The 16393-nt window shown below is 58.9% G+C and carries 16 protein-coding genes and 2 tRNA genes; 9 read left to right on the forward strand and 9 right to left on the reverse strand.

Going from position 1 to position 16393, the window contains the following annotated elements:
* Positions 1-38 precede the first annotated feature (38 nt).
* Positions 39-224 (forward strand): hypothetical protein, encoded by a 186-nt coding sequence (locus tag EIK79_RS04590; RefSeq protein ID WP_124953965.1) that lies wholly within the window; start codon positions 39-41, stop codon positions 222-224.
* Between the two features lie 12 nt (positions 225-236).
* Here the strand turns inward: EIK79_RS04590 and EIK79_RS04595 are convergent.
* The 3 genes from EIK79_RS04595 to EIK79_RS04605 form a co-directional block, all read right to left on the reverse strand.
* Positions 237-310 (reverse strand) — tRNA-Lys (locus tag EIK79_RS04595).
* Positions 311-402: 92 nt separating this feature from the next.
* The gene (locus EIK79_RS04600; RefSeq protein ID WP_124953966.1) at positions 403-1068 is read right to left on the reverse strand and encodes a DUF7119 family protein; all 666 of its coding nucleotides are present in this window, start codon (positions 1066-1068) and stop codon (positions 403-405) included.
* Between the two features lie 57 nt (positions 1069-1125).
* Complete coding sequence (locus EIK79_RS04605; RefSeq protein WP_124953967.1) at positions 1126-1305, reverse strand: hypothetical protein; 180 nt, start codon at positions 1303-1305, stop codon at positions 1126-1128.
* Between the two features lie 368 nt (positions 1306-1673).
* On the opposite strand from EIK79_RS04605, the gene EIK79_RS04610 reads away from it, so the two are divergent.
* The 3 genes from EIK79_RS04610 to EIK79_RS04620 all read left to right on the forward strand — a co-directional run bounded on the left by EIK79_RS04610 (position 1674) and on the right by EIK79_RS04620 (position 4150).
* Positions 1674-1994 carry a hypothetical protein gene (locus tag EIK79_RS04610; RefSeq protein ID WP_124953968.1) on the forward strand — a complete coding sequence of 107 codons (321 nt, stop codon included), beginning with the start codon at positions 1674-1676 and terminating at the stop codon, positions 1992-1994.
* An 85-nt stretch (positions 1995-2079) separates the two neighbouring features.
* Positions 2080-3825 (forward strand): nitrite/sulfite reductase, encoded by a 1746-nt coding sequence (locus tag EIK79_RS04615; RefSeq protein ID WP_124953969.1) that lies wholly within the window; start codon positions 2080-2082, stop codon positions 3823-3825.
* A 43-nt stretch (positions 3826-3868) separates the two neighbouring features.
* Entirely contained in the window at positions 3869-4150 is a 282-nt protein-coding gene (locus EIK79_RS04620) for a DUF6360 family protein (RefSeq protein WP_124953970.1), read from the forward strand.
* Between the two features lie 3 nt (positions 4151-4153).
* Here the strand turns inward: EIK79_RS04620 and EIK79_RS04625 are convergent, their stop codons facing one another.
* Together EIK79_RS04625 and EIK79_RS04630 are read right to left on the reverse strand one after the other, a co-directional pair.
* Positions 4154-4675, reverse strand: coding sequence for a GNAT family N-acetyltransferase (locus EIK79_RS04625; protein ID WP_124953971.1), 522 nt, complete (start codon positions 4673-4675; stop codon positions 4154-4156).
* On the reverse strand, positions 4672-5037 hold the full coding sequence (locus tag EIK79_RS04630; RefSeq protein ID WP_124953972.1) for a universal stress protein: 366 nt from the start codon (positions 5035-5037) through the stop codon (positions 4672-4674). The genes EIK79_RS04625 and EIK79_RS04630 overlap by 4 nt, the downstream gene beginning before the upstream one ends.
* Before the next feature lie 237 nt (positions 5038-5274).
* Here EIK79_RS04630 and EIK79_RS04635 point away from each other — a divergent pair, with 237 nt between their 5' ends.
* On the forward strand, positions 5275-5889 hold the full coding sequence (locus EIK79_RS04635) for a DUF5806 family protein (protein WP_124953973.1): 615 nt from the start codon (positions 5275-5277) through the stop codon (positions 5887-5889).
* Here EIK79_RS04635 and EIK79_RS04640 read toward each other — a convergent pair whose 3' ends face one another.
* Positions 5890-6351 carry a DUF7529 family protein gene (locus EIK79_RS04640; protein WP_124953974.1) on the reverse strand — a complete coding sequence of 154 codons (462 nt, stop codon included), beginning with the start codon at positions 6349-6351 and terminating at the stop codon, positions 5890-5892. It abuts the gene before it with no gap.
* 121 nt (positions 6352-6472) lie between these two features.
* Positions 6473-7822: a CCA tRNA nucleotidyltransferase gene (cca, locus tag EIK79_RS04645; protein WP_124953975.1), complete on the reverse strand. Its 1350-nt coding sequence runs from the start codon at positions 7820-7822 to the stop codon at positions 6473-6475.
* Between the two features lie 95 nt (positions 7823-7917).
* Between cca and EIK79_RS04650 the strand changes: the two genes are divergently transcribed.
* Positions 7918-7990 (forward strand) — tRNA-Asn (locus EIK79_RS04650).
* A 15-nt stretch (positions 7991-8005) separates the two neighbouring features.
* Here EIK79_RS04650 and EIK79_RS04655 read toward each other — a convergent pair.
* Positions 8006-9190: an iron-containing alcohol dehydrogenase family protein gene (locus EIK79_RS04655; RefSeq protein ID WP_124953976.1), complete on the reverse strand. Its 1185-nt coding sequence runs from the start codon at positions 9188-9190 to the stop codon at positions 8006-8008.
* A gap of 41 nt (positions 9191-9231) precedes the next feature.
* On the reverse strand, positions 9232-10551 hold the full coding sequence (locus tag EIK79_RS04660; RefSeq protein WP_124953977.1) for a dicarboxylate/amino acid:cation symporter: 1320 nt from the start codon (positions 10549-10551) through the stop codon (positions 9232-9234).
* 479 nt (positions 10552-11030) lie between these two features.
* On the opposite strand from EIK79_RS04660, the gene EIK79_RS18410 reads away from it, so the two are divergent.
* The 3 genes from EIK79_RS18410 to EIK79_RS04675 all read left to right on the forward strand — a co-directional run bounded on the left by EIK79_RS18410 (position 11031) and on the right by EIK79_RS04675 (position 16372).
* A complete protein-coding gene (locus EIK79_RS18410; RefSeq protein ID WP_221621682.1) occupies positions 11031-11222 on the forward strand; it encodes a hypothetical protein in 192 nt (63 codons plus the stop codon).
* Between the two features lie 310 nt (positions 11223-11532).
* Positions 11533-12819, forward strand: coding sequence for a metallophosphoesterase family protein (locus tag EIK79_RS04670; RefSeq protein ID WP_124953978.1), 1287 nt, complete (start codon positions 11533-11535; stop codon positions 12817-12819).
* On the forward strand, positions 12812-16372 hold the full coding sequence (locus EIK79_RS04675) for an AAA family ATPase (protein WP_124953979.1): 3561 nt from the start codon (positions 12812-12814) through the stop codon (positions 16370-16372). Before EIK79_RS04670 ends, EIK79_RS04675 begins: the two co-directional genes overlap by 8 nt.
* Positions 16373-16393 lie beyond the last annotated feature (21 nt).

The raw sequence follows: 16393 nt of genomic DNA on the forward strand, positions 1-16393 counted from the left end.
AAAGCAACCGTTTTATGGACGTATTCCAAGATTCAGATATGCAACGACGAGCAGCCGCGACGTATTTGCTGTTCTTTCTCGTGATCGGAATCGGGGCGTACGCGATCCGAACAATGGCTAACGTTCCAGCAGGACGTGCTGGAGGACTCGGGGCTGTAGCAGTAATGAGTCTGCTCGCCGGGATCCTTATAATCGGATTGTCGTATCTCCCCGTTCGCGGATAGGAACACCAAAAACGGGCTGGGAGGGACTTGAACCCCCGGCCATCTGGTTAAAAGCCAGACGCTCTGCCAGACTGAGCTACCAGCCCTCATCTGCACGTTTACCGTCCCCCGGCTAAACCGTTACGGAATACGTTTCCCGTGAGCTACTTGGGGTAGTGGAGAGCGATATCAAACCTTGTTACCGTCTCTGGTTGGTGGTCTGTTCAAGCGCGTCGGTGACGATTGTTTCAGGATCAGTGTCGTTGATGGCAGCGACACGCCGGAGTTCGAGATACGTTTGCGATGGCAGAGACAGCGTGAGCCGACCGAGTTCAAGCCCGCGTTTTTCGAGCGCAGCTCCGAGTGAGCGGCCATCGTTCACGTCGCTTGCGATCGCCCGAACCTCTCTGACAGTGAGATCGTGGTCAAGCACAGTCCACGCGAGTTGGTACCGGGTTTCTCCGTGAACGCGAGCGATGTGTTTGGCCGCGGTGGGCGCGATCCGACCCGTGGCAACGTATTTTCGTACCGGCCGAGGAAGATCGTGAACCCGCGCCCACTTCCGGATGAACGACACCGTTACCCCATCACCGGCGCGCTCAGCAGCGCTCTTGTACGACCCTTCGCCACGGACCAAAGCAGCACACGCCGCCGCGCCGCGGAGCATGTAGATGTTGTCTTCGGCTCCGGCCGTGTTGTCTGCGAACGCTCGCACTGTTTCTGCCGCCGCTGACAGACTCTCGGGATCAGACGGATCGAACTGAACCGCTTGTGGGGCCCGTTCACCCGCCAACTCCGGATTGCCACGAATCACTGGCTGGCCGACGGGAGATTCACGGTCTGTCGGCGGTGGATTACCACTCATTATTCACGGAAACGAAGGCAATGATGAAAAACGTCTCGGGAAACAAATCTGGGACACTCACCCGTCCCGCTGTTCGGAGAGATGTTCCCAGATCTCCGTACATCCACAGCCGTCCTCGACTCCTTCGAGATGCGACCGATCGGTCTCTTGGTCGGTGTCCTCACCACTGTCGAATCGACACGCATCGGTCTCCGAATCCACATCCACGTTCGACGTCATGCTGTCGGCGTTGCTCATCTGAAACACACCTCAGGATCTTCGTAAAGTTCCGGCGCGACATCTGCCGACGTGTGCTGGCGCACTTCACTCAGTTCCGCGTCTGTCATCACTCCTCTTACGATGCTATCATGTATAAGCCCATGTCCCGCTGTAAGGCTGGCCCGTGCTATCGTTTTGAGGAATTATTTGCCCGTATCTGTGCCGGCGTATATCTGACCATTCGGGTTCTGTCCAGTGGTTATGTCCGTTCGAAGCGTCACCAGAGTTGGTGACGAGAGCGAAAGCGAAGTTCCCATGTTATACATAATAGATAATTGATGTTTTCGTGTAGCCTGTGACTGCTTCCGATCGTCGGGATTACTACTGTCGGGATGGAACAACTAGGTGTGACGACCTCGGTTCATCAACTCGACGACGGGGCGTGGATCAGCGTGAACGACCGTCGCGTTATGCCTGTGAGCGATCTGTGGCAGTTACGAGATCACGAGTTCTGTGAGTGTGAGGTGGCTGACGTACTCGCTGAAGGGTTCGTCGAGGTCGGCACCGATCGCTTGAACGTCGAAGCGCGGATTGCAGGCCAGTGTATCGTCTGTGGCTCCGACGGCGTGACTGGATGGCTCCAGATGGGCACCGTCGACCCGGAAACCGGCCAGTTCCGCCCCGTCGTTCCTGAGAGCGTTCACCGGCCACATCCTGTCACGAGATAGCGGACATATTTTCCTGATAGCTGATGAGGGAGGGAGCCTTGTCGGAATACGTGAAGATTTAGGCGCAGGACTGTTGGGCGTTGATATGCCGAGTAAGGTCGAGGGATGGAAAGACGAGGTGTACGGAGCCGAAATCCGTGAACATCTCTTTCAGTTCGCTGAAGAAGGGTGGGACTCGATTCCAGAGGACGAACACGATGCGTGGTTCGAGCGGTTCAAATGGTGGGGGTTGTACCACCAGCGCAAGGGTCAAGAAGGCAATTTCATGATGCGTGTCGGAGTGCCTGGTGGCCGTCTCACACCCGACCAACTCCGCACTATCGGGGAAATCGCTGCAGAGTACGCCCATGGCCCGGTCGATAACCCCGAATTCGGAGACGGATTCGTCGATTTTACTACTCGCCAATCGATTCAGCTACACTGGATTCAGATTGAAGACATTCCGGAAATCTTCGAGAAACTCGACGCACACGGACTGTCGACGATTCAGGCGTGTGGTGACTCTTGGCGCAACATCGTCGGGAGTCCCGTCGCCGGTCGGGACGCTGACGAGCACATGAACGTGTGGCCGGTCATCGAAGGATTGAACGAGGAGTTCAAGAACAATCCCGATCACGCTAACCTTCCTCGCAAGTGGAAGGTGTCGGTAACGGGAGACACTCGCGGCGCAGGTCAGGGAGACATCAACGATCTCGCGTTTGAGCCGGCGGTCAAGGAGATCGACGGTGAAACGGTCTCGGGCTTTAACGTCCGCGTTGGGGGTGGACTCGCTCGGAAAGAGCCCCGGTTCGCCCGTGATATTGACGTGTTCTGCACGCCCGAGACGATTTACGACGTGGCTGGGGCCGTGTCGGCCCTGTTCAGAGATCACGGCGACCGCGACGATCGCTTCAGCGCTCGGGTCAAGTTCTTGATGGACGAGTGGGGTCCAGCGAAGTTCCGGCGGGTTCTCGACGAGGAGTACGTCGACTACGAGCTACCGACCGCGGGTGAGGACCTCCGTGATGAGTACGATTACAACGCAGGGCGCGCCGACGCCCCTGGCGATTATATTGGGGTCCACGAGCAACACGACGGGCAGCATTTCGTCGGGTTGAGCGTGCTCGTGGGTCGAATGGGGGCAGAAGAAGTCATCGAACTCGCTGACACTGCTGGGGCGTACGGCTCCGAACTCATCGGCGTCACCCAGCGCCAGAACCTCATCGTCGCTGATATCGACGAGTCGGATCTCGATGACTTCCTCGCAGAACCGCTGTTGACGGAGTACAGCCCCGATCCCCATCCGTTCATGCGTGGTTCGATCGCGTGTACGGGCACGGAGTTCTGCTCGCTGTCGATCGTTGAAACGAAAAACCGAATGGTGCGGTACGCCCGCTGGCTCCGAAACAACGTTTCGGTACCGGACGGCGTAGAAGACTTCCACATTCACCTGTCGGGCTGTACGGCGTCGTGTGCTCAGCCACAGATCGCTGACATCAGCCTTCGCGGGATGAAAACCAGAAAGAACGGTGAGCCGGTCGAAGCATTCGATATCGGTCTTGGCGGCGGTCTCGGAGAAGAACCCCAGTTTGCCGACTGGATCGAGATGCGCGTCGCGGCCGACGAGGTGCCGGGCTACATCGAAAATCTACTCGGAACGTACGAGGACCAGCGCGACGGTGAGAGCTTCCGGGAGTTCATCGCGGCCCACGATGAGGAGGAACTCCAAGAACTCGCTGACCCCGAGGAGACGAGTTACGAGGATCCCTACATGCACAACACGAAAATGACGTGGTACCCATACGCCGAGGACGACGCGATGGCGAGTTCACCCGCTCCGGCCGACGATTAACGCGAACGGTCAGGTTTACCGTTCTCAGGCGTGTTCGTCCGGTATGGCCGACCGAATCATGACGGTCAACGCGTACACCACGCTCGATCTCCTCGTGGGCCACGCAGAGGGACACGGGTTCGAGGAGGACGCAATGGCGACACTCAACGTTCGTACGCCTCGTACGGAGCCAGACCACGTCACACTCGAACTCGAATTGGACAACACCGAACTCGACCACCTGCCAGCACACGCCGACTCGGTGACGCTGACCGCCGGTCAGGCGCGGACACTGGCTCAAGAGCTTACCGAGTGCGCAAAACAGATCGAATCAGAATCTGAGTAAGGATTACAGTCGAAGCGACATTTCGAATTCGAAGTTCTGGGTGTTACTCGGTTCGAACCCAACCTTTCGGTAGAGCGTGCGCGCGGCGGTGTTCCACCGTTCGACCGATAGCCAGACCTGTTCGATGCCCTGCTCCTGTCCGGCCCCCAACAGCGCCGTGATGAGTTTCGTTCCGATTCCGAGTTCCTGGAACTCACCCAAAACGAAAATGGCGAGTTCGTACTCCTCGGTTCCGTCGGGGACGAGCGTCGCGTGGCCAACAAGTCGATCCTCCGTCGAGGCGATGACGTTGACAGCGTCGTCGGTGAGGATGCGATCGAGCCACTCCTGGATGCGGTCGTCGGTCGTCGGAGGAATTCCCTGTGCCCGATCCGTCGGATCGAACGCGCGGTACATCTCAAGGAAGGCATCGAAATCGCCACCGGTGTACTCGTGGATACGCACGGTGTGACCGGCAGCGTCCTCGAACGGTATCGGCGGGGACTCGAACGACCCGGCCGGTTCGGATGGATAGACACGCGTCATCGTACTAGCGTGACCGTCATTGTTGCGTTCAAGAGAACGAACTCCGCAACGTCCGTGAGTTGGATCTTCCCGAGTGGACTCCGTCGTCCGCCATCGATGATGACTCGATCGAAATCCTCGCGCTCCGCGAGTTCAACGAGTTCACTGCCAGCGTGCCCGGTAAGCGATCTGATCGAAACATCGATGGAACATTCAGAAAAGAACTCTTCAACCTCCGCTTCGAGCAGATCAGCTGGTGGACCGTTATCGGTTTCCACGATGGCGACGGTGATCTCGTCCCCCATGGCTGTGGCGCGCTTGAGAGCCGTCTCAAGCACTGCCTGCGTTCGATCGCTGCGATCGATCCCGACGAGCAGTTTCATAGCGATCGATTGCTCGCGCGAGCTAAAAGTCTCTCGGCGGCGTTATCGGAACGCTTCGTGTTCCGGTTAGCAGCCAGAAATCAAAGATTTCTGGCGACATCGCCAGAACCGAATGTTCTGGCTAGCAGCCGAGCGTCGCTCGGCGACATCACCGGAATGGAAAGCGTTCCGGTTAGCAGCCAGAAATCAAAGATTTCTGGCGACACGCTTTTTCATCGCCCAGTACCCAGTATGCGTATGACCGACGATTCTGTAGGTAACGGGGAATCATCCGCAGTTCCTCCAATCGAATCTGACGACACCCCCGACGATGACAACGCGAACGCGGAATCAGAAACCGAACAGGAAGGCGAGATGCCCGATGACATCCGCCAATACGATCGGTTTAAGAAGATCGACGGCAGCGAGTACGAGCGGGCGAACGAGTTCCTCCGTGATCGGACGTACATCACGGCGCGCGAGTGGGCCATCGCCCGACTGTGTTCAGATTTCCGGACCGAGACCGGCGTTGAGATGACGAAAATCGGGGAAAATCTCCCAGATCTCGTGCCGTTCATGGAAGACACCTACACCCCGCAGGCGGTCAATCAGGCCCGGTCGGCGTTCGAAGAGAAGATCAGGACGGCGGGAGCGACATTTCTCTACGGCGCGATGTGCGATTTCTTCACTGCTGAAGAATTGGACGACATCATGTACGAATCTACGGAGGTTGCGAAGTTCCTACTGGAAGTCGAGGGCGTCGATCTCTCTGTCGAACAGGAACTTGAAGCCGAAGAGCGCGTTTCGAACATGATGCGAGAAGTGCGTGAAGCCAGTGCTGAACTCCGAGCGGACGAACGCGAAGAGGAGTAGCTACGCCGACGGGGACCCGGTCTCGAAGAGGTCGAAGTCGTCGTAGTCGATGGTGATTGTCTGGTCGCCCGTGAGTGTTCTGATGGAGGCAATGAGTCCGTCGTCGGCTTGTTCGGCCAGTTCCATTGCCGCTTGGTGGTCGTAGTACAACGGACAACAGACAGCAATTTCGCGCTCGGCGTCGCGAGTGACCGCGAGCACGAACATGACGCCACCGTCCTCGGCCCGGTACAGTTCGGTGGCGTCGAACGCTGCCTCCGCCACAGCCGTCCGTAGCTGGGAGAATTCGTTATCAGGAACGAGCACGTCGAAGCCCGGTGGCTCGCCCGGAAGCGGCGTCACGTCGCCGGGATGGAGTTCGATGACCGTCCAGCCGGCAGCTCGGTAGTCGTTCGCCGTCGCTTCCATGTCGTCGATTACGGCGTCCCACTGTTCGGAGACTGATTCGATCGGTACATCCATACTCCGTTTCACAGAGCAACGCGCATAGGGATTATCTTCTGCTGGGTGTCTGACTGTCGAGCAGAGGAGGCGAAGATTGATATGGGAAACAGAAGGGCTGTTCTGGCCGTCCGAACACAGACTACGGTTTCGGGTCGAAGTAGCGGGCGAACTCGGTGCCGAACTCCTCGGCGAGCGTCGCGGTTCGTGGACCGATCATGATCTCGTAGTTCTCATTGAGCGCGTCCTCGATATCCACACCAAGCGCGATCGAAAACAGTTGTTCTTCGAGCACCGAACGGACGCTCGTGCGTTCACGGGAACGCTCGACCACGTACCGATTGCCGTCGATGAACGGACCGTACGCGTCGCTGTCGGCGTATTTCTCGTAGAAGCTGCTCGCGTGCTCACCGGCGTCAACGGGCGGACCGACGTGGCGTTCAACTGCCGGTCGAGCAGGCACTTCACATTCGACGAACAACACAGCATGATCATTCGCGACAGTGGTTGCTCGGAGAGGATCGAAGCCGCGTCGATCCAGTTCGTCACGAAGCCCGCGGAGTGATCGATCGAGTTGGGGGTACAGCTGGTCGTCGACCAGATCGGGAGCGTCGAATCGCACCGCGACCGGCGTCGTTTCACGGTCGGACAACTGAGCGCGCATTGCTTCTTGAGAGAGCGGTTCGGGATCGTCCGGCACGAACCGATCAACCGTCGGATCGTCCTGGAACGCACGGGCGTGGTGGATCAGCCGGGCGACGTTGCGCTCCGAGCAGACAGCCGCGACGTTGCGCTCGGGATCGGTTGGATCGATCACGACCAACGGCGCGTCGAATGAGCGTTCCCCGTGTCCTTCGGGATCGATCGTGACGGGAAGTTTCCACTCCGCAACCGACTCGATGAGCGAGCGAAAACAACCGTATTCGAGCACGAGTAACTCCGTCAGATACCCAGAAAAGCCCCGCGTTCTGAGATCGCTACCGTAGGCACCGATCCCTCGCAGAAAGCCTTTGGCGAGACGAACCGCCCCCGCAGTCTCGGAATCGAGACGCGTTGCAACGTATTCGGTGTGAAACGGCGTTCGATCGACCGCTGATTGGATCGCGCCCGCACTCTCGACCGCGAAACACGGCACGATATCTACGCCAAATCCCGATCGTTCGCCCGTCACGTAGGGGTGTTCTGCGAACTCTTCACGGCCGTCGGGAAGCACCTCCCACCCGACCCGCAACCCGTATCGTTCGAGTTGTTCGCGCGACAGTTTAGGAGGAAACCGAACGAATACGTCGATGTCTCGGTTACCACTGGTCCACGTGTTCCGCGCGGTCGAACCGACCTGTAACACGTCTGCCGAGACGGGGAGCTCCTCGACTGCAGTCTCCGCACGCGCGATAAGCGTCTCCGCGACCGCTCCCAATCGTTCCCGTTCGGTCGGATCGGGATCGACGCGCGAACGAGCCCGATCAGTGACTGCATCGAACGCATCGCCCATAGCACGGCGGACGGCCCTCCGGCGGTAAAGGATATCGGACCGCGAAAGCGAAAAGGATTTCAAGCGAATGCGACTACCAGTTACTACGACGACGGGCCGCCATAGCTCAGCTGGTAGAGCACCTCGCTGTTAACGAGGTTGTCCCAGGTTCGAGCCCTGGTGGTGGCGTTTTCTACTACCGCATCACCACGCGCTTTCGAGGACGGCTTCGATCTCCGATTCCGTCGGATCGAATCCCTCCGGCGTGTTCCCCAGCAGTCCGTCAGTGATGACCGCGTTTGCGACCATCGTCAGCTCTTCTCGTGAGAGATCCGGGATCGACCGGAGACGAGCGGGTAGTCCGAGCGAATCTCGAATGTCAGTGACCGCGTTAACGACGGCCGTAGCTGGGTCATCGCCCGCCCCAGCGCCGAGCGCAGCAGCGATCTCCTCGCGCCGACCGTCGACCTGATCGAACAGCAGTTCGAGCGCGTGGGGCGCGATGATGGCGTGCGCAGTACCCTGCTGGATGTCATACCCACGAGAGATGCCGTGGCCGAACGCGTGAATCAGTGACAGCGTCGATCCAGTGTTCCGGGAAACGCCGTACTGTACCAGTATCGTCCCCACAATCGCGTCGTGCAGTGAGTTGTCGTGCGCACCGGAGCCCAGTCGCGGAAGGCCTTCGGCAAGCAACGCTAGCCCACGCGTTGCCGTCGCGTCCGTGATTGGTGTCCGGTTTCGTGCGTACAGTGATTCAAGTCCTTTATCGAAACCGTTCATCGCGGAGGCACACAGGATCTCATGCGGGGTCGTCTCGATCAGCGCCGGATCGTACACGAGCGCGTCGGGCATGAGCCGCTCATCGAACACACCACCGTGGATCGGTGCCCGATTACCGCGATCGGCAGTGAGTCCAGCAGCAATCGAGAGATCCGCACCGGCCAACGTTGTCGGCACCGCGAACACGGGCGGCAGCTCCGCGTCGGGGACTGAGACGGTTCCCGTGTCGAGGAACTCGGTTCTGATCGTCTCTCGCGGGCGATCATCGACTGCGAGCACACTCATAACTGTCGCTACGTCTAGACTACTCCCGCCACCGAGACACACCAACGCGTCGGCGTCGATCGCGCGCAACTGTTCGACACCATCAAGTGCGGTGGCTAGTCGCTTTTCGGGCGTCGTCTCCGCGAATACGCCAGCCAACCGGTCGCCAATCCCTGCTCGAACCGGGTCCATGACGCTCGGGGTGGACCCAACTGTGGATCCGGTGACGAGGAGCGCGCGATCGATACCCTGCTGGGCGAGTTCCTCACCCATGGTAGCAACACTCTCACGGCCGTACGCGATCGTTCCCGGTGTGTACTCGAATCTGAACGAACCAGTCATCGTGCCCAGCTGTTCGGATGGAGCTGACAACGGTCTTTGGGTTACTCATCAGCCACAGAGGGTGGCGAGGATCCCGTTTCGGTGGTAGTCCAGACGCCGTCCTGAAGATCGATCGCACCGGTCCACTTGGCAGCGATCGTCGACACAGCAAGGTCGCCAGTGACGTTGTTCATCGTTGCTATCCGACCGAGCACTGGATCGACGGCAGCGACGAACCCGACGACAGTTAACGGGAGTCCGGCTTGTTGAAGCACGATCGTCAGCATGATCAACCCTGCTCCAGGAACGCCAGCGGTGCCGATGCTGATCAACACTGTGACGAGGAGGATCGCTACCTGATCGCCAAGACCGAGCGGTTGGCCGACGACGTTGGCGGCGAAGACGACTGTCACTGCCTGCCGGATCGCTGCACCGTCCATGTTGGCTGTCGACCCAAGCGGGAGTGAGAAGCCATAGACGCTTTCGTCGATGCGCAACCGCTCTTCAGCGTCGGTCATCGTCACGGGCAGCGTGGCGCTCGATGAGCGAATGCTGAACGCCGTGATCATCGCGTTCTTCGCGCCGCGCAGGAACGCCAGTGGGGATTCTCCGACTAGTCCCCCAACGATGACGGCAAGATACGTAACGGTGATGTGGATGAGCACACCGACGAACACCACTGCGACGAGTGATCCGAGCGCAAGGATGGCACCCACGTCCTTGCCCGCCAGTTCGGAGGCGACGAGCGCAAAGACGCCGATCACACCGTACTCCATAACGCCCCAGACAAGGATGAACACCGCGTTCATCCCTGCCTCGGCCAACTCGAAGAACGTCTCAGCACCGTTCTGTACTACTGCCTCATCAGCGCGATCCCGAGCAATGGCGAGCGCGATCCCAAAGACAATCACGAAGAAGATGATGGATAGGAGATCGCCGTTCGCCAACGCACTAACGGGATTAGTCGGAACGATACCGAGAAGCACCTCGTTGATGCTCGGTGGCTGAGCAGATTGGGCTTCACCGCCAGTGAAAACGACGCCCTGTCCGGGGCTAAGCAGATTCGCAACTGCGAGACCGATGCTTGCCGCGACTGCCGTCGTTACCGCGTACAATCCGAGAACGATACCACCGACGCGTCCCATCTGTCTCGGTGACAGCCGTCGGACCCCGGCGAGTAAACTGAATATAACGACTGGCACTACGATCATCTCCAATAGATTCAAAAAGAGATCGCCCAATGGGGCGAGCCGCGAGGCTGGGGCACCGACGGAGAAAGCGACGACTGTGCCGAGAACGAACGAAATCGCAAGTCGGTAGACGATCGGTACCGCGTGATACCGGTGCCATAGACGAAAGACCAGAAACTCAGAGTCCGACATCGATACTCGGTAGTTGCTTGACGTTGCTATGGCTGTCGGAGTTGACTCGCCGTGTGAAACAGCAAGGAAAGTCCTGTCAAACCGTATTCAGCCACGGAACGCCCTCAACAGTCTCTCCGAACGAAGCAACTGCACGGCACCGAGCCGTTGTGATCACGGCGATCCAATCGAGTCGAGAGAGGTGGGTCCTGTGGAGTGAACTGCACGAACGGAAACGCGTGATTGACAAACGAAGACAGAATTCGTGTCAGGTGTGAAAGAGCTAATCGAAGCCACGGACGGCTTTAGGGCTAAGGGTTGAAGCCCAGAAAATCAACATATAAGCACAGATCCATCAAGAATGTGAGGATATTCTCAACTACGATCTGCCGTGGAATCCCATGTGCGTTGAGCAGGGTGATGTAGCGACGCTGCTGTGAATTATATGTGATCGGAACGTCGGACTGAGGAGTCTCATGTATGCGTTGGCTGCTGGGTCGATGACACTCGCAGAGGTGAGTGAACAGCAACTCGATACGCATCCCGCGTTAGGGTGGAGCCGTGGAGAGACAGATATGGCGAAGCAGCGGGTGAATTGGCTGCGGACCATGGGCCTCGTTGAGAAGCGCGGCGATGAGTATGCGTTGACGAATGACGGATTTCGGTTCGTTGAGAGTGCGGTGGAGAAGTGAGCGGATTCGGATTGGACACCGTCGGTGAGCGATGCTGGGATGCGTGCTGGGACGTGCGAAACGACTGTCCACGCACGGTTGGTTGATCCGGAGTTCTGCGCAACAGTACTGTCCCGGCACGACCGAACGTGCTGGCGCTCAGTAAGACGCATCACGCGGCGCTTGCGTGGGTGTGAGTCAGTTCACAGCGGACGGAATCTCGCTCGCACGCAGCGAGTCGCTGTCAGGACGGTGGAGTTTGACGAAATTCCTCGACTGCTACCAATTTGACCGCTGGGTTTATGTTAATCTCTTCAGACGTGGTTATCAGATGGCAACAGTAGAGGTTCTGTGTGTAGCGGATATTCATATCGGGCGTCGTCCAAGTCGGCTCCCAGATAGGTTCGATCCGGCTGATTATTCTCCCCGGACGATCTGGGCTGATCTCGCGGAATCGGCTGTTACTCAGGGAGTGGATGCGGTAGTCGTTGCGGGTGACCTTGTTGACCGAGAAAACAGGTACGCGGAGGCGTTCGGTGCCGTTGAGTCCGTAGCGACCGCACTCGCAGAGGCTGGTATTCCTCTCGTTGCTGTCGCTGGTAACCACGACGCTGACGTTCTCCCAGACTTGGCTGAGGCAATCGATAATCTCCAGTTGCTCGGCCGGAATGGATACTGGGAGCGAACAGCCCTCACTGACGCCAACGGTGAGCCGTCCCTCCACGTCGATGGGTGGTCGTTCCCAAGCCGGTACCACCACGAAAGTCCATTAGCTACGTACGACCTGACCGACGAGGGGGTGCCGCGCCTTGGCGTCGTCCACGCAGACGTTAGTAGTGAGGATCGGTACGCACCGGTCGCCGTGGACGACTTGGCAACGAGCGGGCACGCGGCGTGGATTCTTGGCCACCTCCACGTCCCAGGGCCCCGCAACGAGAACCCGCTAATCCTCTATCCGGGATCGCTGCAACCGTTGGACACGAACGAGACCGGAGGTCATGGTGCGTGGCTCGTCTCGGTCGAGACTGACGGGACAGTAGAGAAAGAGCCACTTAGGTCAGCGACGCTGCAGTACGAGGAGGTTGTCGTCTCAATGGATCCCGACAGTGGATTCCACGATATCGTCGATGCTACCCACGAGCAGCTACATGAGACAGCCACAAAGTGCAGTCCCAGGACCGAGCTCCTTGCCGTCACTGTAACGATCTCGGGACGAACGGACGCGCACACTGATCTACGCAGCCGACGTAGGGAGCTTGAACAGGTCGAACTCACGGACGGCGGGACGACAGTGCGTGTTACCGACGTGACTGTCGATACAAAACCGTCGATCAATCTCGCTGATCGTGCTGGCGATGATGATCCGATCGGGTACTTGGCTGGATTGTTGCGTGCACTCGACGGTGACGAACCGCTGGACCCGTACCGGTGTGTCATTGAGGCCGCTCACACGAGTGTCCGCGAGACCCACGACTCGAACGCGTATCGGGAGCTCAAGAGCCATGACGAGTCGTACACTCGCCCGACGGAAGCTGAAACGAAGGAGGTACTCCGCCGACAGGCTCGGAAACTCGTCGACGCTTTCGTTGAGCAGCAGGGGGTGCCCGCTGATGAGTGAGCCGGCCCCGGCTGAGGCTGATCAGCCCGATACTGACCATGACACAGAAGGAAGCCGAGAGACTCCGGTCGCCATTAACACTGTTACTCTCGACCGTGCACCGGGGTTTGAGACGGCTGGCTTCTCGCTTGATGGGTTTTCGCAAGGAGTCAATGTTGTGTACGGCGCGAATGCGGCTGGCAAATCGACGCTTGCGGAGGCGATCCGCTGGTCATTGTGGCCTGATGAGGCACCGTCCTCCGCGACTGTTCGGACTGAGCTTATCTATGATGGGGAGTCGCGGCGGATCGAACTGCACGGTGGCGTCAGCGAGCACTTTCGTGATGGCGAACCCGCTGACGCGATCCCGGTTCCGTCACTGGATGGTGGTCGTCGGTACGCATTGTCGTTGCACGACATGTTGCAGGATGAAACGGACGGCGGCGAGTTTGCAAGCGTCATTCAGCGTGAGTCGACTGGCGGGTTCAATATCGACGCGATCCAGAACGAGTTCGGCCTGACTGACGGGGCCAGCCCCGCTACACGAGGGATTAGTGCCACGAAAGAGGTGGCGGCAGCCATCGAGCAAGTTGAAGAACTACGGCGGGACGCGCCGGATCTGGAAGCAGAACGGACCCGTCTCAGTCAACTCGAAGAGGACCTCGCGGCCGCCGCTGATGCGAGTGAGCGCGTCGATCTGCTTGAGACGGCAATCGAGTACCGGAAGGCGCAAGACGCCCACGACCAGCGGGCCGAAAAAGTAGCCTCATTCCCGAACGAGCTGGCGTCGTTCGACGGTGATGAACTGAACCAACTCGATGACCTTGGCGAGCAAATAGCACAACAGAAGCGCCTTGAACAGGAGGCAGCCGAAAAACACCGTGAGGCCGCTGACAAACTGGCCGGGACGGAACTCCCGGAGGACGGCGTTACCGAGGGGGTGTTACAGACGCTTCGAGAGTACCGGGATGAACTCGATGACGCTGAAGACGATCAGGATCGGTTAAAGCGGGAAGTGGCTGAGGCAAACGCTGAGCGCGGCGAGGTTCGGGAGAAGATCCCTCTGAATCTTGACGGCGAAACCCTCAGCGAGGTTGATACGGACGACCTTGCCGAACTTCGCTCGTTCGTCACGATGGTGGCGGAAGTCGAAGGGAAGGCGCAGGTCGAAGCTGCCATCGACGAGTGGCTCGCTAGGGAGTCGAAGGAATCAGCGGATCGTGGAACGCTCGAAAGCGGCCGGAACGCGCTTGAGAACTGGCTCGCAGCCCCGCCAGAACAGGATACTAACGAGCCGAGTAGTCGAGGCCCTGTCGCAGCGGCCATCACGGCGGGGATCCTGACGGCGCTGTCAGGCGTTGTGATCGCGTTGGCAGTAAATCCGGCTGGGGGCCTGCTGACTGTCCTCGGGCTCGCCCTCGCTGGCTACGCGGCTCTCTCCGCGAGGAGTAACGATGCTGGAACTGACAATACTGCCAGAGCAACCCATGCGGAGACGTTCAGGCAGACTGGGCTTGCGGAGCCGACTGCGTGGGAATCTGATGCCGTCAGGGACCGGGTAGCTGATCTTCGTGAGCGACTACGGGTCATCGAAGTTGACGAGCAGGAGGCTCAGAAACGGGATGAGCTCCATGCGCAGTTTGACATCGATGCCGTCAGGGATGAACTGGAGACGGCGCGTGAGCGACTTCGGGACCGGTTCGACACGGAGGTTGAGGACGACCTTGAACTGGCGGTGACAGTTGAACGTGTCGAGCGCTGGCAAGCTGCTGATGAAACCGTCACTGGGAAACAGGCGGCATTACGGGAAGCAAGCGACCAGGTTAAGACGTATCGGGAGCAGTTCCGCGCGACGATCGAGCCTTACACGACCGACGCGTACTCCTACACGGTCGAAACGAGTGCGGACGCAACAGCTGCCGTTACGAGTCTCGAACAGCGACAGCGCGACTACGAGAATGCGACCCAGCGACTCGTAGAGGTAGATGGGAACGTCGCTGCGGCCCACGAGGAACTCGACCAGTATAGGACCGAACGAGAGTTACTATTCACCGAGCGTGGCTTGGAGCGTGGCGACCGGGAGCTGCTTGCAACGCTGTGTGAGCAACACTCGGAGTACGAAGCAGCCGTTGAGGCAAAAGGAACTGCTGCGACCACCCTTGAGAATCGGCATTCAGACCTTCGTGACCACGATGCTTACGAGGAAGTGGTCGAAGAGCGAGAAAGGGACGACTTGGAAAAAGAGTTAGACGAAAAACGGGAGATTGCGGGGCGGTACGACGAGCTGTTACGGGAGAAAACGACGCTGGCGAAGGAAATCGAGGACGCGAAGGCGTCGACGGAGATTGCTGACGCTGTTCAAGAACGAGGTGAAGCCATGCGAGCTCTTGAGAAAGTGCTTGAAGCGGACGTGGCCGACGCGGTCACGGATACACTCCTTGAGTTCGTCGGGGTGGAGACGGTTTCCAGCAATCAGGAGCCGGTGTTTCAGCGTGCGGATGATCTCTTGCGGCGGATTACTGATGGGCAGTTTGAGCTCAGACTCGATGATGGTACGTTCAGGGCGTACGATACGGGTGAACAGCGGCGCGTTGACTTGAATGATTTGTCAAGTGGGACGCGCGTGCAGGTCCTGCTCGCGGTTCGGGTTGCTTTCGTCGAACATAGAGAGCAGGAGACTGCGCCCCCGTTATTGCTTGACGAGACGCTGGCACCGTTCGATGACCAACGAGCCGAAACGGTCCTTGACACCGTAGTTGACCTAGCCCAGGCAGGACGGCAAGTATTCTACTTCACGGCCCGGCACGACGAACGCGCGCGGTGGGAGACTCGTCTTGAAGAGTCGGATGTCGAGTACAGTCTCCAGCAGTTGACGGCGAGCGACGGACGCGATCCCGTCGCGGAGCCCCCAGCGGTTGAGACCGCCGATGCGATCAACGTCCCAGTCCCGGACAGCGACGATCACTGGTCGTACCGTGAGCGACTGGATGTGCCCACGTTCGACGCACGACAAGGAGCGGCGTCGGCACCGCTCTGGTACGTGACCGAGGATCCAGAAGTATTGTACCGACTGCGGTCAACAGGTGTCGAACGCTGGGGGCATCTCAGATCGTTACTGGAGGTCGGTGCCGTTGATGGCCTCCTGTCGCAGTCGGCCCGGCAACAAGTCCGCCGACACGGTGCGGCAATAGAATCGTTCGTCGAGGCGTACACGGTCGGACGCGGGAAGGCGGTTGACCGCGATGTCTTGGAAGCTAGTGGTGCCATCAGCAATACGTTCATCGACAAGGTGAGTGAGTTGGCAGAGAGTGTCGACGGGGATCCAGAGGAGATCCTTGATGGTCTACCGGATGTCAGCCACTTCCGCCAAGATAAAATTGAGGAACTGCGAGAGTACTTCCGCGATAAGAACTACCTTGATCCGCGCCCGACGCGACCGGACGAACAGATCCGATCAACAGTAGTCGACACGTACTGTCAGCACGGACTCGAACCATCCACAGCAGCAACGACCGCAGATAGACTCCTTGATCGGATTTCAGCAGTCCCCGACCCGAGTAAGAAAGCGGACTGAGAGCACCCCCAGTTCAAAACT

Source organism: Halocatena pleomorpha (assembly GCF_003862495.1).
Lineage (GTDB): Archaea > Halobacteriota > Halobacteria > Halobacteriales > Haloarculaceae > Halocatena > Halocatena pleomorpha.